This window comes from Nonomuraea sp. NPDC050536 (assembly GCF_044457685.1).
In the GTDB taxonomy this organism is placed as follows: Bacteria; Actinomycetota; Actinomycetes; order Streptosporangiales; family Streptosporangiaceae; genus Nonomuraea.
In genome coordinates this window covers 261,204-284,545 of sequence record NZ_JBITHD010000009.1, presented here as the reverse complement: position 1 = coordinate 284,545, position 23,342 = coordinate 261,204, and the positions used below count along the sequence as shown (strand labels likewise).

General features: G+C 70.3%; 19 protein-coding genes. 7 read left to right on the top strand and 12 right to left on the bottom strand.

The genetic code is table 11. The annotated features are described in order from the left end of the window. Window positions 1-35: 35 nt before the first annotated feature. Genes ACIBHX_RS26065 through pgsA form a run of 4 tightly spaced genes read right to left on the bottom strand, consistent with a single transcriptional unit; the run spans window position 36 to window position 3,200 of the window. Window positions 36-578 (bottom strand): hypothetical protein, encoded by a 543-nt coding sequence (locus ACIBHX_RS26065; RefSeq protein ID WP_397069846.1) that lies wholly within the window; start codon window positions 576-578, stop codon window positions 36-38. Continuing rightward, complete coding sequence (locus tag ACIBHX_RS26060; protein ID WP_397069845.1) at window positions 575-1,684, bottom strand: glycosyltransferase family 4 protein; 1,110 nt, start codon at window positions 1,682-1,684, stop codon at window positions 575-577. Before ACIBHX_RS26060 ends, ACIBHX_RS26065 begins: the two co-directional genes overlap by 4 nt. Continuing rightward, complete coding sequence (locus ACIBHX_RS26055; protein WP_397069844.1) at window positions 1,681-2,586, bottom strand: phosphatidylinositol mannoside acyltransferase; 906 nt, start codon at window positions 2,584-2,586, stop codon at window positions 1,681-1,683. Before ACIBHX_RS26055 ends, ACIBHX_RS26060 begins: the two co-directional genes overlap by 4 nt. Next, window positions 2,583-3,200, bottom strand: coding sequence for a phosphatidylinositol phosphate synthase (gene pgsA / locus ACIBHX_RS26050; protein ID WP_397069843.1), 618 nt, complete (start codon window positions 3,198-3,200; stop codon window positions 2,583-2,585). The genes ACIBHX_RS26055 and pgsA overlap by 4 nt, the downstream gene beginning before the upstream one ends. Before the next feature lie 227 nt (window positions 3,201-3,427). Here pgsA and ACIBHX_RS26045 point away from each other — a divergent pair, with 227 nt between their 5' ends. Both ACIBHX_RS26045 and ACIBHX_RS26040 read left to right on the top strand, forming a co-directional pair. Continuing rightward, window positions 3,428-5,566 (top strand): elongation factor G-like protein EF-G2, encoded by a 2,139-nt coding sequence (locus ACIBHX_RS26045; RefSeq protein WP_397069842.1) that lies wholly within the window; start codon window positions 3,428-3,430, stop codon window positions 5,564-5,566. Window positions 5,567-5,689: 123 nt separating this feature from the next. Next, on the top strand, window positions 5,690-7,249 hold the full coding sequence (locus ACIBHX_RS26040) for a glycoside hydrolase family 10 protein (RefSeq protein WP_397069841.1): 1,560 nt from the start codon (window positions 5,690-5,692) through the stop codon (window positions 7,247-7,249). 135 nt (window positions 7,250-7,384) lie between these two features. Here ACIBHX_RS26040 and ACIBHX_RS26035 read toward each other — a convergent pair whose 3' ends face one another. After that, window positions 7,385-8,683, bottom strand: a complete 1,299-nt coding sequence (locus tag ACIBHX_RS26035; RefSeq protein ID WP_397069840.1) for a PLP-dependent aminotransferase family protein — start codon at window positions 8,681-8,683, stop codon at window positions 7,385-7,387. Between the two features lie 66 nt (window positions 8,684-8,749). Between ACIBHX_RS26035 and ACIBHX_RS26030 the strand changes: the two genes are divergently transcribed. Both ACIBHX_RS26030 and ACIBHX_RS26025 read left to right on the top strand, forming a co-directional pair. Next, the gene (locus ACIBHX_RS26030) at window positions 8,750-9,646 is read left to right on the top strand and encodes a branched-chain amino acid transaminase (RefSeq protein WP_397069839.1); all 897 of its coding nucleotides are present in this window, start codon (window positions 8,750-8,752) and stop codon (window positions 9,644-9,646) included. A 533-nt stretch (window positions 9,647-10,179) separates the two neighbouring features. Beyond that, complete coding sequence (locus ACIBHX_RS26025; RefSeq protein WP_397069838.1) at window positions 10,180-12,240, top strand: hypothetical protein; 2,061 nt, start codon at window positions 10,180-10,182, stop codon at window positions 12,238-12,240. Here the strand turns inward: ACIBHX_RS26025 and ACIBHX_RS26020 are convergent. Next, on the bottom strand, window positions 12,237-12,755 hold the full coding sequence (locus tag ACIBHX_RS26020; protein WP_397069837.1) for an HIT family protein: 519 nt from the start codon (window positions 12,753-12,755) through the stop codon (window positions 12,237-12,239). The genes ACIBHX_RS26025 and ACIBHX_RS26020 overlap by 4 nt on opposite strands. A gap of 243 nt (window positions 12,756-12,998) precedes the next feature. Further along, a complete protein-coding gene (locus ACIBHX_RS26015) occupies window positions 12,999-13,604 on the bottom strand; it encodes a YdcF family protein (protein WP_397069836.1) in 606 nt (201 codons plus the stop codon). Between the two features lie 695 nt (window positions 13,605-14,299). Between ACIBHX_RS26015 and ACIBHX_RS26010 the strand changes: the two genes are divergently transcribed. Together ACIBHX_RS26010 and ACIBHX_RS26005 are read left to right on the top strand one after the other, a co-directional pair. After that, window positions 14,300-15,088: a class I SAM-dependent methyltransferase gene (locus tag ACIBHX_RS26010; protein ID WP_397069835.1), complete on the top strand. Its 789-nt coding sequence runs from the start codon at window positions 14,300-14,302 to the stop codon at window positions 15,086-15,088. A gap of 460 nt (window positions 15,089-15,548) precedes the next feature. After that, window positions 15,549-16,271, top strand: coding sequence for a PIG-L deacetylase family protein (locus tag ACIBHX_RS26005; protein ID WP_397069834.1), 723 nt, complete (start codon window positions 15,549-15,551; stop codon window positions 16,269-16,271). Between the two features lie 72 nt (window positions 16,272-16,343). On the opposite strand, the gene thrS is transcribed toward ACIBHX_RS26005, so the two are convergent. The 4 genes from thrS to ACIBHX_RS25985 are packed head-to-tail and all read right to left on the bottom strand — an operon-like array spanning window position 16,344 to window position 20,073. After that, window positions 16,344-18,302, bottom strand: coding sequence for a threonine--tRNA ligase (gene thrS, locus ACIBHX_RS26000; protein WP_397069833.1), 1,959 nt, complete (start codon window positions 18,300-18,302; stop codon window positions 16,344-16,346). A 35-nt stretch (window positions 18,303-18,337) separates the two neighbouring features. Next, the gene (locus ACIBHX_RS25995) at window positions 18,338-18,934 is read right to left on the bottom strand and encodes a glycoside hydrolase family 25 protein (protein ID WP_397069832.1); all 597 of its coding nucleotides are present in this window, start codon (window positions 18,932-18,934) and stop codon (window positions 18,338-18,340) included. A 60-nt stretch (window positions 18,935-18,994) separates the two neighbouring features. Next, a complete protein-coding gene (locus ACIBHX_RS25990) occupies window positions 18,995-19,183 on the bottom strand; it encodes a hypothetical protein (protein ID WP_397069831.1) in 189 nt (62 codons plus the stop codon). After that, a complete protein-coding gene (locus tag ACIBHX_RS25985) occupies window positions 19,180-20,073 on the bottom strand; it encodes a TIGR03564 family F420-dependent LLM class oxidoreductase (RefSeq protein WP_397069830.1) in 894 nt (297 codons plus the stop codon). Before ACIBHX_RS25985 ends, ACIBHX_RS25990 begins: the two co-directional genes overlap by 4 nt. A gap of 171 nt (window positions 20,074-20,244) precedes the next feature. On the opposite strand from ACIBHX_RS25985, the gene pgm reads away from it, so the two are divergent. Then, entirely contained in the window at window positions 20,245-21,855 is a 1,611-nt protein-coding gene (gene pgm / locus ACIBHX_RS25980) for a phosphoglucomutase (alpha-D-glucose-1,6-bisphosphate-dependent) (RefSeq protein ID WP_397069829.1), read from the top strand. 2 nt (window positions 21,856-21,857) lie between these two features. On the opposite strand, the gene ACIBHX_RS25975 is transcribed toward pgm, so the two are convergent. After that, window positions 21,858-23,216: a hypothetical protein gene (locus tag ACIBHX_RS25975; protein WP_397069828.1), complete on the bottom strand. Its 1,359-nt coding sequence runs from the start codon at window positions 23,214-23,216 to the stop codon at window positions 21,858-21,860. Window positions 23,217-23,342: the final 126 nt, after the last annotated feature.

Below are 23,342 nucleotides of genomic sequence, written 5' to 3'. Positions count from 1 at the left end.
AACGGGAGAAGCTTACCGGCGCTCCCCAAATTAGGTCATTCAGTTGCCATAGCTTCCGGCGGATTGTCATCGATCTCGAAGAATCGCGGGAACTCGGTGTGCCCCGCCAGCCGCAGCGTCCTGGCCAGCCAGCGCCGCTGTGCCGTACGGGTGACGCCGACGGCGTTGTTGTAGAAACGGCGCGAGTAGACCACCTTGGTCACCGCCGCGTCGAGCTCCTCCAGCAGGTCCTGACCGCCGGGCGCCTCGGACAGCTTCTCCCTGAAGCGCTCCTGGTCGACGGCGGCCCGCAGGGCCCGTGACAGGTCGCTCTCGGCGTGCTCGCGCTCGTCGGGACCGGCCATGCGCGCCTCGTGCGCGGCCGCGGCCAGCACCAGCGACGTGGCCGGATCCAGCAGGCGGGAACCGGCCAGCTCGAGCACCACGGCCCTGCGCCGCATCAGGGCGGCATCCAGCGCCTCCTTGGCCAGCTCGAGCCGGATGTGCAGCCGGTCGAGCCGGCCCGCGCGCCAGGAGACGTACACGGCGGCCAGCACCACCACGATCCCGACGATCAGCACGATCAGGGTGGACGTCACAGCAGGTCCTCCTCCACCCGGCCGGCGCCGCTCGCGGTGACCGTCTCGTAGACGCGCACGACGTCGCGCGCCACCGTGGACCAGTCGTACTTGCGCACCGCCACCAGCGCCTCGGCGGCCAGCTTGGCCCGCCGTTCAGGAGCCTCGAGCAGCGCGGTGGCCTCACGGGCCAGCGACTCGGGGTCGCCGTTGGCGAACATCGCGCCCGCCTGGCCCTCCCCCAGCACCCTGCGGAAGGCGGGGATGTCGCTGGCCAGCACGGTCGCGCCGGAGGCCATGGCCTCGGCCAGCACGATGCCGAAGCTCTCGCCGCGGGTGTTGGGCGCGCAGAAGACGTCGACCGAGTGGTAGGCGCGGATCTTGTCCTGCTCGCTGACCATTCCGAGCAGGGTCACGCGATCGCGCAGCGACTTGGGGATCTTCGCCTCGCCGGGCCCGGCGACCAGGAGCTTGACGTCGGCGGGCAGCAGCTTCATGGCCTCGATCAGGATCGGGAAGCCCTTGCGCTCCTCGTCGAGCCGCCCCAGGAAGCCGAGGGTCCTGCCGTCGGGCCCCCAGTCGTCGAGCGGCTCGGCCTCGGCGTAGCGGGCGACGGTGACGCCGTTGGGGATCAGCACGGTGTCGCCGCCGAACTGCTCGACCAGGCTCTTGCGGGCCGCGTCGGAGACGGCGATGCGGCCGGTCAGCTTCTCCAGCGCGCTGCGCAGCAGCGGCTCGGCCACCGCGATCGCCCGCGAGCGGGAGAAGGAGGCGTGGAAGGTGGCCACGATCGGCCCCCTGGCGGCCCAGCAGGCCAGCACCCCGAGCGAGGGGATCAGCGGCTCGTGGATGTGCAGCACGTCGAAGGAGCCGTCGCGCACCCAGCGCCGCACCCGCGCCGCCGAGATGAACCCGAACGACATGCGCGCCACCGACCCGTTGTAGGGCACCGGAATCGCCCGGCCCGCCCCCGTCACGTACGCGGGCAGGTCGGCGTCGTCGCCGGTGGGCGCGATGACCGAGACGTCGTGGCCCTGCGCGATGAGCGCCTGCGCGAGGTCGTCGATGTGCTGCTTGACCCCGCCGGGCATGTCCCAGGAATACGGGCAGACGATGCCGACCTTCATCGTGGCAGGTCCTCCAGCCACAACCGCTGCAGCATGTGCCAGTCCTCGGGATGCTGCGCGATCCCCTTTTCGAACACGTCGGCCAGCCCCTGCGCCACCGCGGCGACCTTCTCCTGCCGCGTCCCCTCCTCGGGCACGGGCACCTCGGGGTGGATGTCGATCCCCCAGTCGTCGCCGTCGAAGTACACGATCGCCGGCAGCAGCGCCGCCCCGGTCTGTACGGCCAGCAGCGGCGGACCCGCGGGGACCTTGGTGGTCGCGCCGAAGAAACGCACCTCCACGCCGCTCTTGGTCAGGTCGCGCTCGGCGGGCAGGCACACCACGCCGCCCCGCCGCACCCGGGTGGCAAGCGTGCCGAAGTTGTGACCGTCACCCCCGGTGAGCGGCAGCACCTCCATGCCCAGCCCCTCGCGGAAGGCCACGTACCGGCGGAACAGCGACTCGGGCTTGAGCCGCTCGGCCACGGTCGTGAAGGGGTGCCCGACGCCGACCAGCCAGGCGCCGGCCTGGTCCCAGTTGCCCATGTGCGGCAGCGCCAGCACCACGCCGCGCCCTGCGGCGACGGTGTCGTGGACGTGCTCGGCGCCGGTGACGTGGGTACGGCGGACGATCTCGTCGACCGGCATGGACGGCAGGCGGAAGACCTCGTGGAAGTAGCGGAAGTAGGACCGCATGCCGCGCCTGCTCAGCTCGCGCAGCTGCGGGCTGTCGGGGTCGAGCCCGGTGACGCGGGCCAGGTTGGTCTCCAGCCGGCTCACCGACTTGCCGCGCTTGCGCCACACCCGGTCGGCCAGCAACGCGAACACCGCCGCGGTCGGCCGCTGGGGCAGCAACGGGACGAGCTTCCACCCGGCCGCGAAGCCCGCGGCCACGAAACGATCGGTGATGGACGGCTCGCTCATCGCTCCCCCGGCTGCTTGCCACCAGTCTGCTTGTGGACGTGCACGACGCGCTGCACCACAGTGACGGCGCTGGCCACGGCCAGCAGCCACATCCCCACGGGCAGGATGTACGGCACGCCGAGCCCGGACAAGAAGGCCGCCACCAGCGCCACGACGAGCCGTTCAGGGCGTTCGGCGAGGCCGACGTCACACGTCAGCCCGAGCCCCTCGGCCCTGGCCTTGGCGTAGGAGACCAGCCCGCCGAGCACCAGGCAGGCCAGCGTCACCGCGGCCATCAGGGTGTCTTTCCTGGAGATGAAGTACATGATCAGCCCGGCGAACACGGCCGCGTCGGCGACCCGGTCGAGCGTGGAGTCCAGGAAGGCGCCCCAGGTGCTGCCCCCTCCCCCGCCGAGCCGCGCGACCACGCCGTCGAGCAGGTCGAACAGCACGAACAGCGTGATCAGCAGGGCGCCCGCCGTCAGGTATCCCAGGGGGAACAGCAGCAGGGCGGAGATCACGGTGCCGAGGGTGCCGATCGCCGTGACGGCGTTCGGGCCGATCCCGCGGCGGACGAGAGCCCTGCCCAGCGGGGTGAGTATCCGGGTCATGGCCGGGCGCAGGAGTTTGAGCATCGCGCTCCCGATCGTAGGCCATCGCGGGGCCGACGACTTTCTTTGCCTCACCCCTCTTGTGATATCCGCCACACGGGTATTTGGTGAACACACCGCGTCCATGTGGTTTCCATCACCTTCCGCGCGGGCGCGGTGTTGGACCTCAACCGACGGCAGGGAGAGGTAGCCGTCGCGTGGACCTCAGGGTGCCAGGCGAGGCCGGCTCGCCCCATGGAGACGGAGGAATTGTGGCGGAAAGGAACCCCGGCGGGGCCGCGGGAGCCGCGGGCAGGGCACCAGCGGCCGACAGGGCGGATGCGATACGCAATGTCGTACTGGTCGGCCACTCCGGAGCGGGCAAGACGACCCTGATAGAGCAGCTGCTGACGGCGACGGGCACGATCCAGCGGGCCGGGCGCGTGGAGGACGGCAACACGGTCAGCGACTTCGACGAGGTCGAGGTACGCCAGCAGCGATCGGTCAACCTGGCACTGGCGCCACTGGTGCACAACGGCATCAAGATCAACCTCCTGGACACCCCCGGATACGCCGACTTCGTCGGCGACCTGCGCGCCGGTTTGCGCGCCGCGGACGCCGCGCTGTTCGTGGTGTCGGCCTCGGAAGGCATCGACGGGCTCACCCAGATGCTGTGGGAGGAGTGCGCCCAGGTCGGCATGCCCAGGGCCGTGGTGATCACGAAGATCGACCATCACCGTGCCGACTTCGACGAGGTGCTGACCACCTGCCAGGACGTCTTCGGCGACGGCGTCGCCCCCCTCTACCTGCCGGTGATCACCAACGGGCACGTCAACGGCCTGATCGGGCTGCTGTCGCAGAAGTTCTTCAACTACGCGACCGGCAGCCGCACGGAGAACGAGCCGGGACCCGAGTACGAGGCGCGCATCGAGGAACACCGGGGCGTCCTGATCGAGGGCATCATCCAGGAGAGCGAAGACGAGTCCCTCATGGACCGCTACCTGGAGGGTGAGCCGATCGACACCAAGGTCCTCATCGAGGACCTGGAGAAGGCCGTCGCCCGCGGCAGCTTCTTCCCCGTGCTCTGCACCGGCCTGGGCGTGGGCTCGGTGGAGTTGCTCGAACTGGTCACCCAAGGCTTCCCCTCGCCGCTCGAACACCCGCTTCCCGAGATCACCGACCTGGACGGCAAGCCCGTCAAGGTCAACGCCTGCGACCCCGACGGCCCCCTGGTGGCCGAAGTCGTCAAGACCACCAGCGACCCCTACGTGGGCCGGATCAGCCTGGTACGTGTGTTCTCCGGCACGCTGCGCCCCGACATGACCGTGCACGTCTCCGGGCACGGCCTGGCCGACCGCGGGCACGAGGACCACGACGTCGACGAGCGCATCGGCACGCTGACCAGCCCCCTGGGCAAGCAGCAGCGCCCCATCGGCAAGGGCGTGGCCGGCGACATCGTGGCCGTGGCCAAGCTGTCGCGGGCCGAGACCGGCGACACGCTGTCGGAGGTGGACCGCCCGCTGCTGATGACGGCCTGGTCGATGCCCGACCCGCTGCTGCCGGTCGCGATCAGGGCCAGGTCCAAGGCCGACGAGGACAAGCTGTCGCAGGCGCTGGGCAGGCTGGTGGCCGAGGATCCGACGCTGCGCCTGGAGAACAACGCCGAGACCCGGCAGCTGGTGCTGTGGTGCATGGGCGAGGCGCACACCGACGTCCTGCTCGACCGGCTGGCCAACCGGCACGGCGTGGAGGTCGAGCGGATCGACCTGCGGGTGCCGCTGCGCGAGACGTTCGGCGGAAAGTGCCAGGCCATGGGCAGGAACGTCAAGCAGACCGGCGGTCACGGCCAGTACGCCATCTGCCACCTGGAAGTCGAGCCCCTGCCCTCCGGCGGGGGTTTCGAGTTCGTGGACAAGATCGTGGGCGGCGTCGTGCCCCGGCAGTTCATCCCCTCGGTGGAGAAGGGCGTGCGGGCCCAGATGGAGCGCGGCGTGGTCGCCGGCTACCCGATGGTGGACGTGCGTGTCACGCTCTACGACGGCAAGGCGCACTCGGTCGACTCCTCCGACATGGCCTTCCAGATAGCCGGGCAGCTGGCACTGAAGGAGGCCGCGTCGAAGGTGTCGACCCTGCTGCTCGAGCCGGTCGACGAGCTGTCGGTGCTGGTGGCCGACGAGCACGTGGGCTCGGTGATGTCCGACCTGTCCTCGCGGCGCGGGCGGGTGCTCGGCACCGAGCCCGTGGGCACCGGACGCACGCTGGTCAAGGCGGAGGTGCCCGAGCTGGAGATCACCCGCTACGCCATCGACCTGCGGTCGATGTCGCACGGCACGGGCACCTTCCAGCGCGCGTTCCTGCGGTACGAGCCGCTGCCGCCGCACCTGGCCGACAAGGTGGCGGCCACGGAGTGACGTGACGTGATGGTTGAGCCGGGTCCCACCCGGCTCAACCGTTACTTTCGTCACACGAACATCACGAATCGATTTCTTTTTTTGGGCCGAACCACGACGGGGGCGATGTCACACTGAGGAACCATGCGCCCTGGACGTCCCCTGCTCGCAGCAGCCGCCCTAGCCGTCCTCACCACAGGCACCGCCTACGCCTTCGGCCCCGGATCGCACGCGAACCCGGCCCCCAAGGGCTCCGCCACCACTGCCGCGACGGTGCGCGAGTCGTGCACGGCCGACGTGCGCTTTCCCAAGCGGCAGCTGCGCGGCGTGTGGATCGCGACGGTGCACAACCTCGACTGGCCCTCGCGGACGGGCCTGTCGATCGACCGGCAGAAGGCCGAGTACGCCACGCTGCTCGACGCCGCCGTCAAGCGCCGGCTCAACGCGGTGTTCGTCCAGGTCCGTCCCGCCTCTGACGCGATCTACCGCTCGCCGTACGAGCCCTGGTCGATGTATCTGACGGGTACGGCGGGCAAGGACCCCGGCTGGGACCCGCTGCCGTTCCTGATCGACGAGGCGCACAAGCGGGGGCTGGAGTTCCACGCGTGGTTCAACCCGTACCGGGCCGGCTACGACACCAAGGTGAAGCAGCTGCCCCCCGGGCATCCGGCGCGGCAGCACCCGGACTGGGTCGTCAAGTACGACGGCAAGCTCTACTACAACCCCGGGCTGCCCGCGGTGCGCGACCACGTGGTCAAGGTCATCACGGACGTGGTCAGGCGCTACGACGTCGACGGGGTGCACTTCGACGACTACTTCTACCCATATCCGGGCGGGGGCGGGAAGTTCGACGACGCGGCCGCCTTTACAAAGTACGGTAACGGCAGGAAGCTGGGCGACTGGCGGCGGGCCAACGTCAACCAGCTCGTCGCACAGGTCGACAAGGCCGTCCACGACATCAAGCGATACGTGAAGTTCGGCATCAGCCCGTTCGGGATCTGGCGCAACAAGTCCGATGATCCGACGGGCTCGAAGACTGCCGGCATGTCCGCCTATGACTCGATTTATGCGGATGCACGGGCGTGGATCAAGGCGGGCACGGTCGACTACGTGATGCCGCAGCTGTACTGGCCGCGCGGCTTCAAGGCGGCCGACTACAAGGCGCTGGTGCCGTGGTGGGCCGACGAGGTCAAGGGCACGGGCGTCGACCTCTACATCGGGCAGGCGCTCTACCGGGTCGGCACCAAGGACGACAAGGCCTGGACCAAGCCGGGCGAGCTGCCCGCGCACCTGACGTTCAACCGCTCCTATGAGCAGGTGGACGGCGACGTCTACTTCAGCGGCAAGCAGCTGCTGACCAACCCGCTGGGCGTCATGGACCGCCTGGCCAGGAACCAGTACCCACGGCCCGCCCTGCTCCCGCTCCTCAAGAACCGGGACCACAACGCCCCCGCCAAGCCCGCCGCGACCAGGTCCACGGGCATGACGATCTCCTGGAAGCCCATCCAGGGCGCCCGCTCCTACGCCGTCTACCAGGTCCCGAAGAAGGGCTCCACCTGCCAGCCGGTCGACGCCCGGAGCCTGGTGGCGGTCGTCACCTCCCCCGCCTACACGGCGCCCGCGCCCGGCACGTACCTCATCACGTCCCTGGACCGCCTCCAGAACGAGAGCAAGCCCGCCACCATCAAGGTCATCCCCGTCTGACCTCCTGTCCTGTAGGGCCGGGTCCCTGAGCGTCGTAGCGGCGGCCGACCGGCACCCGGTCAGCGGCCGTCTCCCTGGAGGCCCGCAACCCCGTGCGGCGTTCGGCGGTGGGACGGCCTGCCGTACGAGAAGAAGTCAGGACACCTCGGCCCAGGCCCGGGTGAGGCTGGCGATCGCCTGGTCGAGGAGGGCGGGTGGGAGCGCGAAGCTGAGGCGCAGCCGGTCGCGGTGCCGCCCGTCGGGCGAGAAGAGCGTTCCGGGCGCGACGGCGACGCCGTGATCGCGGGCGATCCTGGCGAAGCGTTCGGCGTCGGTGCCGGGCAGCCGGGTCCACACCGACAGGCCGCCGGCGGGCATCGTCCAGGTCCACGTGGGAAGGTGGGCCGACAGCGCGGCGGTGAAGTGGGCGCGCCGGGCGGCCAACTCGGCCCGCCACGGTTCGAGCGGGTTGGTGTCCAGCAGCAGTGTGGCCAGGCGCTGCGAGACGGCGCTGGTGGCCAGGTCGGCGTCGAGCTTGGCCTCGACGAGGCGCGCCAGCAGCGGCTCGGGCGCCTCGAGCCAGCCGATGCGCAGACCGCCCCACAGCACCTTGGACAGAGAACCGACCGTGATCGTCCCGTGCGGGTGCAGCGCGGCGAGCGGCTCGGGCGGGGCGACGTCGTGGACGAGCCGGGCCAGGGTCCTGTCCTCGACGAGGGTGACGTCGCTCGACCTGGCCAGCTCGGCGACATGCCGCAGGCCGGGGACCGCGCCGGTCGGGTTGTCGACACTCACCGCGTAGACGAGGGCGGGCCGGTGGCGGTCGAGGGACTCCGCCACGGCCGCGGGGTCGGTGAGGTCCACGGCGACGGTGTGGGCGCCGGCCCTGCGCAGGATCGCCAGCATGCCGCCGTAGGTCGGATCCCCCACCACGACCCGGTCGCCCGGCCGTGCCAGGACGCGGACCGCCAGGTCGAGGGCCTGTTGCGCCCCCGCGGTCACCAGCACGTCGGGCGTGCCGGAGAGCAGGGCGCGCAGGCGCGGGTCGCCGAGCGGGTCGTAGCCGTGGCCGCTGGGGGTGCGCACCAGGTCGTCGGGGTCGAGCGCGGGCACGGCCAGGTGCGACGGGTCGGGCACCACCGAGGTCGACAGGTCGGCCACGACCGGTCCCGCCTGCAGCAGGCCGGTGAAGGTCGGCTTGTCCAGCAGGTAGGTGCCGCTGCCGTGGCGGCGCTCCGCCAGGCCGCCGGCGCACAGGTGGTTGAACGCGGCCGCCACCGTGCCACGGCTGAGCCCGACCGTCTGGGCGAGGTCGCGCTCGGACGGCAGGCGCCCCGCCAGCGCGCCGGTCTGCGCCAGGTCGATGAGTGCTCCCGCCAGGCGTCGGCTGGGCGCTTCCCTGCCCTGCCGCAGCCGGTAGCGGTCACGGACGAGGATCGCCAACTGGTCATCCATGAGACCAATTATTGACGAAGTGGGTCGATTAAGTCATCGTTTAGTAGCCACTTGAGGAGGTTCACGATGCGGGAGTCCGCGTACATCTGGATGGACGGCGGCCTGGTGCCCTGGGCGGAGGCGCGAGTTCACGTGCTCAGCCACGGGCTGCACTACGGCACGGGCGTGCTCGAGGGTACCCGGGTGTACGAGACTCCCGACGGGCCTGCCGTGTTCCGCCTCGACGACCACCTGGACCGGCTCTACCGTTCCGCCAAGATCATCGGGATGAGCCTGCCGTACTCCCCCGCCGAGCTGCGCGCCGCCACCCTGGAGACGGTCGCCGCCAACGGGCACCGCGCCTGCTACATCCGCCACCTGGCCCACTGGGGGTACGGCCAGATGGGCATCGCCGCGCGCGGCTGCCCGACGTCGGTGTCGATCGCGACGTGGGAGTGGGAGCCGATGCTCGGCTCCGGCGTCCGGCTGATGACCAGCTCGTGGAAGCGCAACGACCCCAACGTGGTCCCCACTGCCGCCAAGGCAACCGGGCCCTACCTCAACTCGGTGCTGGCCAAGGCCGAGGCGCTGGACGCGGGCTACGACGAGGCGGTCCTGCTCAACGGCCAGGGCTACGTCAGCGAGTGCACCGGCGCCAACCTCTTCATGGTCTCCGGCGGCGTCCTGACCACGCCTCCGTTCAGCGCGGGCGCCCTGGAGGGCATCACCCAGGACACGGTCGAACGGCTCGCCGCCGACCTCGGCATCCCCACGGCCCGCCGTGACCTGCAGCGCCACGACCTCTACACGGCCGACGAGGTCTTCGTGTGCGGCACCGCCGCCGGCATCGTCCCCGTCACCTCCATCGACACCCGCACCCTGGACACGCCGGGCCCCCTCACCACCAAGCTCGCCGACGCCTACACCGCCACCACCACCGGCCACCTCCCCACCCCCAACGACTGGCTCACCCACGTCGCCTGACCTCACCGCCACCTGTACGGCCCAACCCCGATCGCCGCCCGCACCGGATCCCCAAGCGCCGCGTCGGCGAGAAGACGTACGGCCAAGCCCGGCGCAACACGCACGGCGGGCCACCCACCAGCCCGCTCGGCGAGAAGGCGCGACGCGTGCGGCGGCCAGCCCCGGCACCGGGGCGGCGAGCAGGGGTGCGGGGAGGGTCGGCGCAAGGCGTGCGGTGAGCGAGGTGGGGCATCGTGCCCGGGATCGGGCGAGACGTTATGGTCGTCACCACGTCCGGCTGCCTGGCGTTGAACTGCGGACGCAAGCCCACGACGGCGGGCGGCGGTCACGTAGGCTCGCCGTACGGGAGATAACTCCTGCACGGATCGCCGTACGGGGGAGAACAGCCGCACGGCTCGCCGTACGGGAGAGAACACCCGCACGGGACGAAGCACGGGAAAGAAGGCCCCGCGCGAGCGCCAAGTGTGGCACGCCGGGTGCTGGGGAGATGAGACGATGGCCTGCCACGGATGTCGAGCCCGGGAGGTCATGCCGTGAGGCGGGCGCTGGTCGTGCTGGCCGTCCTGATCGGTCAGGTGCTGCTCGCTGGGGTGGCGCAGGCCGACGGGGTGGAGGCTGGCAAGGGGCGCGTCGCGCTCATCGGTGTGCCGGGGCTCCACTGGAACGACATCACCCAGGCCGACACCCCGAACCTGTGGGAGCTCGCCCGCTCGAGCGCGATCGGGTCGCTGTCCGTGCGGACGGTGGGCGGCGTGACCTGCCCCTACGACGGCTGGCTGACCGTGGCCGCGGGCATGAGGTCCGCCTCGGGCGGCAGCTGCGGCGCCCCGCCGATCCCCGAGCAGCGGGGCGAGGGCGCCGTCGTCCCCGGCTACACGAACCTGCCCGAGGCCAAGGGCGCGGGCACCCTGGGCGAGGCGCTCAAGAGCGCCGGCACCTGCTCGATCGCGATCGGCCCCGGTGCCGCCGTGGCGCTGGCCGACCGGAGCGGTGCCGTGCCGCGCTACCACGCCTCGCCGCTGCAGGTGCGCGCCGAGGACGTGGCCGCCTGCTCGATGGTGGCGATGGACGTCGACGACCTGATCCGCCCCTACCTGGCCGGCGGCACGATGCCGCGCGTGCCCGAGAGGCTCAGCGCCGCCCAGCGGCGTGACGCGCTCCGGCTGGCCGACGCCAAGGCGGGCGCCCTGCTGTCGGTGCTGCCCGCCGACACGACGGTGCTGCTCGCGGGCCTGTCCGACCACGGTTCCGTGCCGCATCTGCGGGTCGCGATGATGCGCCAGCCTGGCGTGCAGGGGCGGCTGCTCGGCGCCGAGTCCACGCACCGCGAGGACATCTCGATCATCCCGGACCTGACCACGACCGCGCTGACCGACCTGGGCGTCGCGGTGCCGGCGACCGTGGTGGGCGTGCCTCTGCAGGCGGGCGACCACGGGGCGACGTTCGACCGGCTGCAGCGGGCCGACGCGACCGCGCAGGCCATCCGCTCGATCAAGGGCATCTACTTCACTGTCGTCGCCATCCTGCAGGTCCTGTTCTACCTGATCGCGTTCCTGCTGCTGCGCCGCCGCAAGGGCCTTTCCTGGGTACGGCTGGCCGCGGTGGCCCTGGCCTCCCTCCCGGTGGCCAGCTACCTGGTCAACCTGCTGCCGTGGTCGTCGGTGACCGGCCTGCTGGCCGGAGCGCTCGGCTGGACGGCCGTGATCACCGCGGTGGCCTTCGCCGGGCCGTGGCGGCGCAGGCCGCTCGGCCCGCTGGCCGTGGTGGCGGGCGCGACCGCGCTCACGCTGGCCGGCGACCTGCTGACGGGCACGACGCTGCAGCTCAACAGCGTGATGGGCTACACCGCCGAGGTGGGCGCCCGCTACTACGGGATGGGCAACATCCCGTTCGCGCTGCTGGCCACCGGCACGCTGCTGATCGCCACGGTCATCGCCCACCGCTTCCCCGGCAAGGTCGGCGTCGCGGTGGTGGCCGGGCTCGGGCTGTTCGCCATGTTCCTGGACGGGTCAGGCGTCGGCAGCGACTTCGGCGGCGTGATCGCGTTCGTGCCCGGGATCGCGGTGACCGCACTGCTGATCGCCGGCAAACGGATCTCCCTGATCAAGCTGGCCCTGGCCGGGCTGGCGGGCGCGGTGATCGTGAGCGGGTTCGCCGTCGTCAACTACCTGAAGCCGCCGGAGGAGCAGACGCACCTGGGCAGGTTCGTCGGGCAGGTGCTCAGCGGCGAGGCGTTCGACGTGATCTTCCGCAAGCTGATGGCGATGCTGCACACCCTGCTCAGCCCGAACCTGATGCCGGTCGTCATCGCCGCCACCGCCTTCCTCGTCTACGCGATCATGCGTCCCGAGCAGGCCTCGGCGGGCGCGGTGCCCGCCGCGTTCCGCCACTCCCCCGCGCTGAAGGCCGGCCTGATCGGCACGCTGGTCAGCGGCGTCGTGGGCATGCTGGTCAACGACTCGGGGGCGGCGATCCTGTCGATGGCGCTGGCGCTGGCCGTACCACTGCTGCTGTCGGTCGGCATCGCGGCGCTGCCGCGCGAGGAGGAGCAGCCGGCCCCCAACCCCAAGGAGCCACTACCCAGCCGGGCCTAACCCCAGGCGTCGGCGAGCAACTGGCGGGTGTCGCGCAGGAGCTGCGGCAGGACCTTGGTGTGGCCCACGACCGGCATGAAGTTCGTGTCGCCGCCCCACCGTGGCACCACGTGTTGGTGCAGGTGCGCGGCGATGCCCGCGCCGGCGACCTCGCCGAGGTTCATGCCGACGTTGAAGCCCTGGGCGCCGCTCGCCTTGCGCAGCGCCCGCAACGACCGCTGCGTGAAGTGGGCCAGCTCCGACAGCTCGTTCTCATCGAGCTCGTCGTAGTCGGACACGTGACGATACGGCACGACCATCAGGTGTCCCGAGTTGTACGGGTAGAGGTTCAACACGGCGTAGACGACCTCGCCCCTGGCGACGATCAGGCCCTCCTCGTCGCTCATCTTCGGAATCGCGCAGAACGGGCACCCGTCGCCCGCCTCGGAGGAGGTCGGCTTGTTCTCGCCCTTGATGTAGGCCATCCGGTGCGGAGTCCACAGCCGCTGAAAGTTGTCCCCTGCCTGATCGTGCATATCTAGCAGCATAGGGCCGCCCCACCCCCTCACCACCCCACCTTCACATCCCCGCCCACCACACCCCAGATCCGCCGCCGCCCACGCGGCGGTCAGCCGTACGTCGCCTGGCGGAGCGTCTCCCGGGAAAAACATCGGGGCGTTGTGCGTCGAGCGGTTGTCCTGTGTTTGACCTGTGGAAACAGTGCTGATGGCAGTCCGCCAGCCTGTCTCGGGGAGCGGACGGGATCATCACGCTGATGCTCAGCGCCACGCACCGTCGGCGAGCGTTGTGTCTCTGAAGCTGCCTTCGGCTACGCGGCGGGTTACCTCTTCCCACTCGCGGATTACTCGGCGTCTGCCCGCCGGAATGAGCGGCCATTCGGCTCGGGCGACAGGCTGGTCCTCATAGATGGGATCCCATGTGATGACGTGCAATGGACCGATGTCGGGCATGAGGGTCTTCAGGACGTGAACCGCTCGGCGGTGATACCACTTGCAAACGGCCGTGATGGTCAGTCCGGCCTCCAGTGCTTCGCGAAGGAATGGCAGAGCGAGTTCGACGTTCTGCCAGGTATTGATGGATTGATCCTCGTAGCGGATCGCTTCGTCGGGTACTCCGCGCTCAAGGAGGAGGCGGTGGAACACGCGGCCTTCGATGATGCCGTTGTGACGATTGACCCCGCCTGTAGCGATGATCAGTGGCGCGAGTCCATGGTGGTATCGCTTGGCCACGATCTCGATGGGCTGGGCCTGGTTGGTCCCGAAGATGATGTGAGCGGTCGGTTGAGCGTCGGGTGGAGGCGCTTCGGTATCTACGAAGGCAGTGATGGCAGCCAGTTGCTCGGCGCTGATGTCTTCGTCAGTCATCCACGATCCTCAACGGGGTCAGATGGTTGCAGCCGTCGCTTCCAGGTAGCGCACATGGTAATCCGCAGTTGGCAAGCATCGGCGAAGTCCTGTGCCAGGACCCGATCGAGCTTGTTCGCAAGGACCATGGTGGGCGACGCTGGACGGCTCCCGGCCAGGGCGGCGTGACCAGGCGTCCAGTCCCGGCTTGGGCGAGACCCTGAATCAGCAAGGATCGCGCGTAACCAGACGGATGCTCGCCCCGTTGGCGCGTCTCTGATTGATAGACGGTTTGGATCACGCGGTTGGCGGCGGACACAGCTTCTTTGAAGCGGCCCACGAGGAGCAAGGATGTCGCGGTGTACGGCGGATCCTCAGCGAGAGCGATGGAATAGACGCCGGTCACTGGAGTGTGGGAGGGCAGCGCCGTTATCGCCGGGGCGGCGTGACGCCGGGCGCGTGTCATACGGCCGGCGTCACCGATCATCGCCACCGCGCGCATCTCTTGAGAGGCGAGCTTGGCGTGGATTGGTATCAGGTTGGGAGCGTGCGGGCCGGCGGCATGACCGGAGGTCACCTGGAAGGCGAACGAAGTGAGTGCGCCCTCGCCATGATCAAAGACACCGCACGGGCCCGCTGCGGCGGGAGAGCGGTGGGGAGGGTAAGGGTTGGTTCAACGTGGGGGTGGGGGGAGGGGTGGGGGGAAGGAGGGGGGCATGGGATCGGGGGCGGTTCAGGGGGAATTGTGGGGGCGGGCGCCGGGTGCGTGGGCTCGGTGGCAGGAGGCGCAGTCGCGGCCGCTGTACGAGGCGGTGCTTGACGCGCTGGAGCCCCTTGACGGGATGGAGTTGCTCGACGTCGGGTGTGGGGCGGGGCTTGCGCTGGCGATCGCGGCTGAGCGAGGGGCGCGGACCTCGGGGGTGGACGCGTCGGAGGGGTTGCTGGAGCAGGCCAGGGTGGCGGCGCCGGGGGCCGAGTTGCGCGAGGGGGATCTGGAGAGCTTGCCGTTCGAGGCGGATCGGTTCGACCGGGTGACGGCTTTCAATTCGCTGCAGTACGCGCAGGACGTCGAGGGGGCGGTGGAGGAGCTGGCGCGGGTGGTCAGGCCCGATGGGCTGGTCGCCGTGGGGAACTGGGGCGATCCTTCGCGGTGCGAGACCGAGGTGCTCTTCCAGGCATTGCGCGCGCTGGCTCCGCTGCCGCCTGGGTCGCCGGCGCCGCTGGCGCTGAGTGGGGCGGGGCAGTTGGAGGCGTACCTGGCGGGTGCGGGGTTGGAGCCGGTGGGCGGCGGCGAGGTGATGATCACCCTCTCGTATCCCGACCTGGAGGCGGCCTGGATCGGGCACTCGTCGGCCGGTCCGTTCCAGCGGGTGATCGACGTGGCCGGTGAGGATGCCGCCCGCGAGACCCTCCGCGCGGTGATCGGCCCCAAGGCGCGTCCGGACGGCTCGATCCACGACCAGAACGTCTTCCGCTACATCCTCGCCCGCCCCACCCGCTCATAGCGCCCGTCCGTCCCGCTCGCTCATGCGCCTCTCTCGGGCCGCCTCGCTGTGCCCGCCCATCCGGCTCATCGTGACCCGGGCCGCCGGGTGGAGCTCGCACGGTTCGGGCTCCGCGTCCCTGAAGCCGTACAGCCGCCATACAGAGGCGCCGACGACCGCCGCCCAACACCCCACCGCCCCAGCGCCAAGAATCCCAACCGCAAGAGCCAGGGAAGGCGTCGCCGCCCAACAAGGGCACGCCGACGCCCGCCGCCCCAGCGCCAAGAGCTCCGGCCGCATGGACCAGGGAAGGTGTCGCCGCCGTACATGGGGCACTGGACGGCATCGCGCTACCTGGCGCCGAGGGAGGCGAGGCCGCCGGGCGGGGGCTGCCGGTGGCTGGGGCCGGCCGTACGAGAGGCGGGGAAGTGTGGGAATTGGGGCTGCGCGGGGGGTGATCGGCGGGGTTAAGGTGGGGCGCATGACGGAGCAGCTGCAGCCCATGCCGGAAGACTGGCAGCGGGCGCTGGCGATCGTGGCGCACCCCGACGATCTGGAGTACGGCTGCGCGTCAGCGGTGGCCGTCTGGACGGCGCAGGGGCGCGAGGTCGTCTACGTGATCGCCACCAGGGGCGAGGCCGGCATCGACACGCTGGAGCCCGCGAAGTCCGCGCAGGTGCGCGAGCAGGAGGAGCGCGCGAGCGCCGCCGTGGTGGGCGTGTCCGCGGTCGAGTTCCTCGATCATCCCGATGGCGTGATCGAGTACGGCGTGCCGCTGCGCAGGGACATCGCCGCCGTCATCCGAAGGCACAAGCCGGACCTGGTGATCACGCTGAACCCGGAGGACACCTGGGGCGGCGTGTCCTGGAACACCCCCGACCACCGGGCGGTAGGGCGGGCCGTACTGGACGCCGCCGCGGACGCGGGAAACCGGTGGATCTTCCCCGACACCGAGGCACCGGCATGGCAGGGCGTGCGATGGGTGGCCGTGGCCGGTTCCTCGGAGCCGACGCACGCCGTGGACGTCACCGACGGCCTGGACTTAGGCGTCCAGTCCCTGGTGGAGCACAGGGCCTACATCGAGGCGCTGACCGACGAGGCTCCCGAGGTCTATGCGAGGGGCCTGATCGAGCGCTTCACCGGCGGCGCCGCCCCGCGTTTCGGCGGCCGCCCGGCGGTGACATTCCGCCTGTTCAGCATGTGACATGCACCGAACACGTCGGCAAGATCGTGAAGGCCCGGCCGCGCCACCAGGGGCGCGGCCGGGGTACCCGGCTCAGAGTCGCTGCTCGACCGCGTTGACGATCTCGGAGATCGCCTCGTCGATCGGCACGCCGTTCTTCTGCTCGCCGTTGCGGTAGCGGAACGACACAGCCCCGTTGGCGATGTCGTCGTCGCCCGCGAGCAGCATGTACGGCACCTTGGCCTTCTGCGCGTTGCGGATCTTCTTCTGCATCCGGTCGTCGGCCGCGTCGACCTCGACCCTGATGCCCTGCTCACGCAGCCTCTTGGCCACGTCCTGCAGGTAGGGCGCGTGCGCGTCGGCGATCGGAATGCCCACCACCTGCACCGGCGACAGCCAGGCGGGGAACGCGCCGGCGTAGTGCTCGACCAGCACGCCCAGGAAGCGCTCGATCGAGCCGAACAGCGCCCGGTGGATCATGACGGGGGTCTGCCGCGTGCCGTCGGCCGCCTGGTATTCGAGCTCGAACCGCTTGGGCTGGTTGAAGTCGAGCTGGATGGTCGACAGCTGCCAGGTGCGCCCGATGGCGTCCTTGGCCTGGACGGAGATCTTCGGCCCGTAGAAGGCCGCGCCGCCCGGGTCGTCGACCAGGTGCAGCCCGGACTCCTCGGCCGCCTGGCGCAGCGCCTCGGTGGCCTCGTCCCAGTCAGCGGGGTCGCCGATGAACTTGTCGGACTCGTCGCGGGTGGACAGCTCCAGGTAGAACTCCGACAGCCCGAAGTCGCGCAGCACGCTGAGCACGAAGGACAGCAGCGACTTGATCTCGCCGCCCATCTGCTCCTTGGTGCAGTAGATGTGCGAGTCGTCCTGCGTCATGCCGCGCACGCGAGTGAGCCCGTGGACGACGCCCGACTTCTCGTAGCGGTAGACGGTGCCGAACTCGCACATCCGCAGCGGCAGCTCACGGTAGGAGCGCCCGCGCGCCCGGAAGATCAGGTTGTGCATCGGGCAGTTCATCGGCTTGACGCGGTAGTCGATGCCGTCCAGCTCGAAGGCCGGGAACATGTCGTCGGCGTACCACGGCAGGTGGCCCGAGGTCTCGAACAGCGACGACTTGGTCAGGTGCGGCGTGTTGACGAACTCGTAGCCCGCCTCCCCCTGCCGCCTGCGCATGTAGTCTTCCATCTCCTTGCGGATGATCCCGCCCTTGGGATGGAAGACCGGCAGCCCGCTGCCCAGCTCCGGCGGGAAGCTGAACAGGTCGAGCTCGGCGCCGAGCTTGCGGTGGTCGCGCTTCTCGGCCTCCTCCAGCAGGTGGAGGTACTCGTCCTGCTTGTCGCGCGACTCCCACGCGGTGCCGTAGATGCGCTGCAGCTGCGGGTTCTTCTCGCTGCCCCGCCAGTAGGCGCCGCCGGTGCGCATCAGCTTGAAGGCGGGGATGGACCGGGTCGAGGGCACGTGCGGCCCGCGGCACAGGTCCTTCCACTCGACCGAGCCGCTCTTGGCGTCGAGGTTGTCGTAGATGGTCAGCTGACCGGCGCCGACCTCGACGGACTCCTCCTGGTCGGCGCCGCCCTTCAGCCCGATCAGTTCGAGCTTGTACGGCTCGGCCGCCAGCTCCTCCCGCGCCTCCTCGTCCGAGACGGGGCGCCGGGAGAACAGCTGGCCCTGCTTGACGATCTCCCGCATGCGCTTCTCGACGCGCTTGAGGTCGTCGGGGTGAAAGGCCTGCGGGACGTCGAAGTCGTAGTAGAAGCCGTTCTCCACGGGCGGGCCGATGCCCAGCTTGGCCTCGGGGAACAGCTCCTGCACCGCCTGCGCCATGACGTGGGCGGTGGAGTGGCGGACGATGGCCCGCCCGTCCTGGCTGGAGATCTCGATCGGCTCGACCTCGTCGCCCTCGCCCAGCACGTGGGCCAGGTCGCGGGGCTCGCCGTTGACCCGGGCGGCGATGACCGTGCGCCCGTCGGCCTCGAGCGCCTCGCCGGCCGTCGTGCCGGCCGCCACCACACGCTCGGCTCCGGCGAGGGTGATGTGTAGCTCGGCAGACACGGTGCTCTCCCTTGAATAGTCGGTGGACACCGATGCTATCGCGGGTGAAAGCCCAGCTTTGTCAGGTCCTCCCGGCTGCCGTGGAAGATGTTGCGATCGAGAGGGCTGTGGGAGTACTGGTGGATGGTCCAGTCACGCCACGGGGTGGGCACCACGGGCTCGCCGCGCGGCCTGTGGGGGGCGGCGATCCACAGCGGGTACTCGCTCAGTCCCGCGCAGTTGCCCGCCCTGGCGAACGCTTCGAAGGTGTAGACGAAGGGCCGCACACCGGCCTGGCGCTCGATGTGGCGGCACCAGCGGCGGGCGTAGCGGGCGACCCGCTCGGGCGGCAGCCCGTCGTTGCGCTCCAGGTCGAGCGCCACTAGGTCGCCGCGGCGCAGCCCGCCCGCCGACCTGATCGTGCTCAGGAAGTGGCGCGCGTGCTCGTGCGGATCGCCCTTGGGCCTGGCGAAGTGGTAGGCGCCGCAGACCAGCCAGCTCTCCCGCATGCCCTGCCAGTTGCGGGGGAAGTACTTGTCGGTCCAGTGGCCGCCCTCGGTGGCCTTGGCGAAGCCGAAGCTCACCCCGGCGTCGGCATGGTCCGACCAGTCGACCGTGCCCTGCCAGTTGGACACGTCAATGCCATGCAGCACGCGCTTCACCTTGCCGGATTTTAGGAGAGGAGCCTTCCACCGGCCCCGCGCCGCGCCGAATCAGCCCCTTCTGCCCTTCACGCCCAGTACGGCCAGCACGAGGCCCACCGCGGCGACTCCCAGCCCGATCCAGAACCACTGGCGTGCCCCGCTCATGAAGCTGCCGCCCACGTAGCCGAGCCCCTGCAGCACCCACAGACCGCCGACGAGCACGAGCACCACGCCGACGATCGCCAGGGCGGTCCTCACGTCAGCTCCTTGAGGAATTCCCTGGTCCGGTCGGCCTTGGAGTAGATCGAGCCGATGAAGTCGGTGACGCCGGCCTCGGCCAGCTCGTCCAGCTGGGCCCGCACGTAGTCCTCGTCGCCCACGATGGCCACGTCGCCGGGGCCCTCGGCGCCCTCCTTGTCGAGCATCGCCCGGTAGGAGGGCAGCCGGCCGTACCCATGGAAGACCTCGTTGGCGCGGGCGCGCGCGGCGGCGGGGTCGTCGGTGAGGCAGATCGGCAGCCCGCAGACCACGCGCGGCTCCGGGCGGCCGGCCTCCTTGGCGGCCTCGCGGATCGTGGGCGCCACGTGCCCGGCGACCGTCTTGGGGCCGGTCATCCACAGCACGGTGCCGTCGGCCATGGCGCCGGCCAGCTTCAGCATGCGGGGCGCGAGCGCGGCGATCAGCACGGGCATCCCGGCTCCCGGGGTGGTGAGCGCGATGTCGGCCTTGAGCGTCTCGCCCTCGAACTTGACCTTCTCCCCGCGTACCAGCGGCAGCAGGATCTCCAGGTACTCCTTCATGTGCCGGGCTGGGCGGTCGAAGCTGTAGCCGAACATGTGCTCGATGACGATCTTGTGGGACAGGCCGATGCCGAGCGCGAGCCGCCCACCGAGCGCGGCGTTGGCGGTCATCGCCTGCTGGGCGAGCGCGGCCGGGTGGCGCGGGTAGGTGGGGACGACGGCCGTGCCGTACTCCATGCCGGAGATCTGCGTGCCCGCGGCGGCCAGCGCGGTGAGGGCGTCGAGGTGGAAGATGTTGGACAGCCACGCCGAGGCGAACCCGTCGGCAGCGGCGGCGGCGAGCTGCTCGCGCAGCGCGCCGATGGGATCGTCCCCTGGGGGGACCTCGAGGAAGAGACCGACGCGCATCCGAACTCCATTCTGGTCGATGAGCGCAGTCTAATGGGGGTCTCGGTGGCTCGCAGAGTCCATCCCGACCTACTTCAGCGCCTCCCGGTCGCATCCCCCTTACACTCGTGCCAATAAAGCTTGGCGATCTCCGGCAGAACCGCCTTCCAGGCGGATTTGTAAGCTTGGCTCATGAGCCACGAGCGCGCGGGACAGCCCGCCCAACCGTCTGACCTGGTCGACGTCGCCAGGCTGGTGACCGCGTACTACGCGCTTCATCCGGACCCCGGCTCGGTCGCCCAGCGGGTGTCCTTCGGGACCTCCGGGCATCGGGGGTCGTCCTTCGACACGGCCTTCAACGAGGACCACATCGTGGCCACCAGCCAGGCCATCTGCGAGTACCGCTCCGCGCAGGGCATCGACGGGCCGCTCTTCCTGGGCATCGACCCGCACGCGCTGTCGGAGCCGGCCCGGGTCTCGGCGCTCGAGGTCTTCGCGGCCAACGACGTGCCCGTGCTGATCGACTCGCGCGACGGCTACACGCCGACACCTTCGGTGTCCCACGCGATCCTCACCCACCCGGGTTCGGACGGCGTGGTGATCACGCCGTCGCACAACCCGCCCTCCGACGGGGGCTTCAAGTACAACCCGCCCAACGGCGGTCCCGCCGACACGGACGTCACCTCGCGCATCCAGGAGCGGGCCAACCAGCTGCTCGCCGACGGCCTCAAGGGGGTGCGGCGCGTGCCGTACTCGCGGGCCCTGGGTACGGCGGGGCGGTACGACTTCCTGGACGCGTACGTCTCCGACCTGCCCTCGGTCATCGACGTCGACGCGATCAGGTCCGCCGGGGTGCGCATCGGGGCCGATCCGCTCGGCGGCGCCAGCGTGGCCTACTGGCAGGAGATCGCCACGCGGCACCGGCTGGACCTCACGGTGGTCAATCCCCTGGTGGACCCCACGTGGCGGTTCATGACGCTGGACTGGGACGGCAAGATCCGGATGGACTGCTCGTCGCCTCACGCGATGGCCGGGGTGATCGCCCAGCGGGACGTCTATGACATCTCCACCGGGAACGATGCGGATGCCGACAGGCACGGCATCGTCACGCGTGACGGGCTGATGAACCCGAACCACTACCTGGCCGTGGCGATCTCCTACCTGTACGCCAACCGTCCCGCGTGGCCGGCGGGCGCCGGGGTCGGCAAGACCATGGTCTCCAGCGGCATCATCGACCGGGTCGCGGCCTCACTCGGGCGGGAGCTCTACGAGGTGCCGGTGGGCTTCAAGTGGTTCGTGGCCGGCCTGCTTGACGGCTCGCTCGGCTTCGGCGGCGAGGAGAGCGCCGGCGCCTCGTTCCTGCGCCGCGACGGCTCGCCCTGGTCCACGGACAAGGACGGCATCATTCTCGCGCTGCTGGCCTCGGAGATCCTCGCCGTCACCGGCAAGTCCCCCAGCGAGCACTACCGGGACCTGACGGCCCGCTTCGGCGCCCCCGCCTACGCCCGGGTGGACGCCCCCGCGACCCGCGAGCAGAAGGCCGTCCTGGCCAAGCTGTCCGCCTCGCAGATCACCGCGTCGGCCCTGGCGGGTGACCCGATCACCGACGTCCAGACCTCGGCCCCCGGCAACGGCGCCCCGCTGGGCGGCGTCAAGGTCTCCACCGCTCACGCCTGGTTCGCCGCCCGCCCCTCGGGCACGGAGGACGTCTACAAGATCTACGCCGAGTCCTTCAAGGGGCCCGAGCATCTGGCCCAGGTCCAGCAGGAGGCCAGGGCCGTGGTCAACGCCGCCCTCTCCTGACGTCACATCCTGCGCAGGTAGGCGGTCCACTGCTGCCAGAACAGGGAGCCGCTCGTGCTGACGAACGGCTCCCGCTGCAGCTTGAGCCGGTACAGCGTGTCGAAGAGCGCGTCGCTGCCCTGCATGTTGCCGAAGCTCGGCCTCGTCACCAGGCCCACGTAGACCTTGACCGCGGTCGCGTGGCCCTTGGCCTCGGCGATGAACTGGAACAGCGACCAGCCGAGCGAGTAGTTGAACGAGCGGTACTTCTCATCGTAGAAGTGCTCGTTGTTGGGCAGGTCCGCGCGAAGCAGGCCCTTGGCCAGGCCATCACGGATCACCCACCGGTCGCCGGCGGCCGGGGTCCCGCGGACCTCGATGTAGCGGGCGAATCCCTCGACGGCCCAGCGGGGCGCGGACAGGCTCAGGGACTTGCTCTTGTCCCCGTTCACCGGGCCCAGCTCGATGTCGACCTCCTGCACCGCCGTGGAGATCGCGTGAGTCATCTCGTGCTTCATCACCAGCAGCGGGTTGTCCGACTTGAGGGCGGACTTCATGTTGACCACCATGCGGGAGCCCGCGTAGTGGCCCGTGACGGTGACCTTGTCGGCGTTGGCGCCCAGCAGGGGGATCTCCACGCCCTCCGACCAGGTGGGCGTGCCCGCGCCGAACCACTTCTTGTAGCTGGCGGGCCTGCCGGTCAGGAACAGGGCGAAGCCGGCGGGCGCCGCGTTGCCCATCCAGTCGCGGCGCACCTCGGCGCTGGCCCTGGCGGCGACCTTGGCGTAGGCGTCGAAGTCGGGGACCGACCCGTCGGTGGCCAGCACCACGTCGCCCTTCTTGGCGACGGTCAGCCGGGTCAGCTCCCACGGGGCGTCGAAGGTCAGCCCGTAGTCGTCGGTGACGGGCCCGACGTCGACCATCGTGTACTGCCCGTTCACCATCGCGAACAGGTAGATGTAGTCGCTGGCGCTGCTGTCCCTGTCGACGCCGGCCAGCTTGGACACCAGGCGCACCTTGAAGCCGTCGGCGTCCTGCGGCAGCGTCCTGGCGTAGCGCTGTGCCTTGGCGACCAGCGGGCCGTCGGAAGGGCCGCTGGACAGCTGCAGCGTCTCCCACTGGAACTTGCGCAGGTTCGCGAACTGCAGTTTCTGGACCGCCACCAGCGCGGCGTTGGACGTGTCGACCCCCGCCAGCCAGGCATTCTCGTCACCGGAGCGCAGCGCGGCGTTGCGGCGGTCGATGAAGCGCTTGACGTCGGCCTGCATGTCCGTGGCGTCGCGTGTCTTCTCCCCCCCGGTCAGCCGGCCGGGCAGGCGGCACCCGCTCAGCAGGAACACCGATCCGGTGAGCGTGAACAGGGCACGACGGCGTGTCAGCACGTAGAACTTCCTCCAAGGACGCTGATGGTCGGGCAGCGAGTCATGCGGTGGCGATCTACGGCTGCACTCGAACGACGTGAAGGCTAGCCGAGTGATCCACGACCGCACGCACCGGGTCGGGGCCGA